Source organism: Alcanivorax sp. HI0083, from assembly GCF_001635175.1.
In genome coordinates, this window is record NZ_LWFX01000529.1 from 1 (window position 1) to 907 (window position 907).

A 907-nucleotide genomic window follows, 5' to 3' on the forward strand; every position below is an offset into this window, starting at 1 on the left:
TATGGGGGATGATAAAAAAAATGATCAGTTACATGCTCCTGCATGTGCAACATCTGCGCGGTTTGTTTATGAGTTTTTATCTTGGAAGCTTCAATCATGACTGATTTCCTCACAAGGATGCTGGCGTCGGGTAGTGTTCAGAATTCTGTGTCACTTCTTTAATCTACACACCAAAGAGGTGATACATGACCAAACCCACATTCGACATTGATGCTGCTCTCAAGGCCCTACAGGAAGGCAAAGACCTGACCGGCAAAGACGGCATTCTCACGCCGCTGATCAAGCAGCTCACAGAAGCCGCGATGCAAGCCGAGCTGGACAATCATCTTACAGAAGAGACCGCGCCGAACCGCAAGAATGGCACGACCAGTAAGACCATGAAAGGCCCCGCCGGCAGCTTTGAACTTAAAACGCCCCGAGACCGCAGCGGTACCTTCGAACCCCAGCTTATCAAGAAACACCAGACGCATCTGACCGATGAGTTGGAGCGCAAGATCATTGCCCTGTTTGCCCTCGGCAACAGCTACCAGGACATCCGCGCCCACATTGTCGAGATGTATGATATCGAGCTGTCCAACGGCACCATCAATGCCATCACCGACAAACTCCTGCCAGAGCTACAGGCGTGGCGAGAACGTGATCTTGAAGCCATCTATCCGATTGTCTGGCTTGACGCCATTCACTACAAAATTAGAGAAAACGGCCGTTACGTCAGCAAGGCTATCTACACCATTCTTGCCCTGAACATCGAGGGCAAGAAGGAGCTGCTTGGTCTTTATCTCTCTGATCAGGAAGGTGCCCACCACTGGTTAACCGTGCTGACAGACCTCTACAACCGTGGCGTCAAGGATATCCTGATCGCCTGCGTGGATGGCTTGAAAGGCTTCCCTGAAGCCATCGAGAGCAT

1 protein-coding gene is annotated in these 907 nt (G+C 51.3%); it reads left to right on the forward strand.

Features of this window, described 5'->3' with window-relative positions; all coding sequences use genetic code 11:
* Nucleotides 1-185: 185 nt before the first annotated feature.
* Nucleotides 186-907 (forward strand): IS256 family transposase (locus A3754_RS05455; RefSeq protein WP_156496825.1); only part of this gene is annotated, 722 nt, incomplete at its 3' end.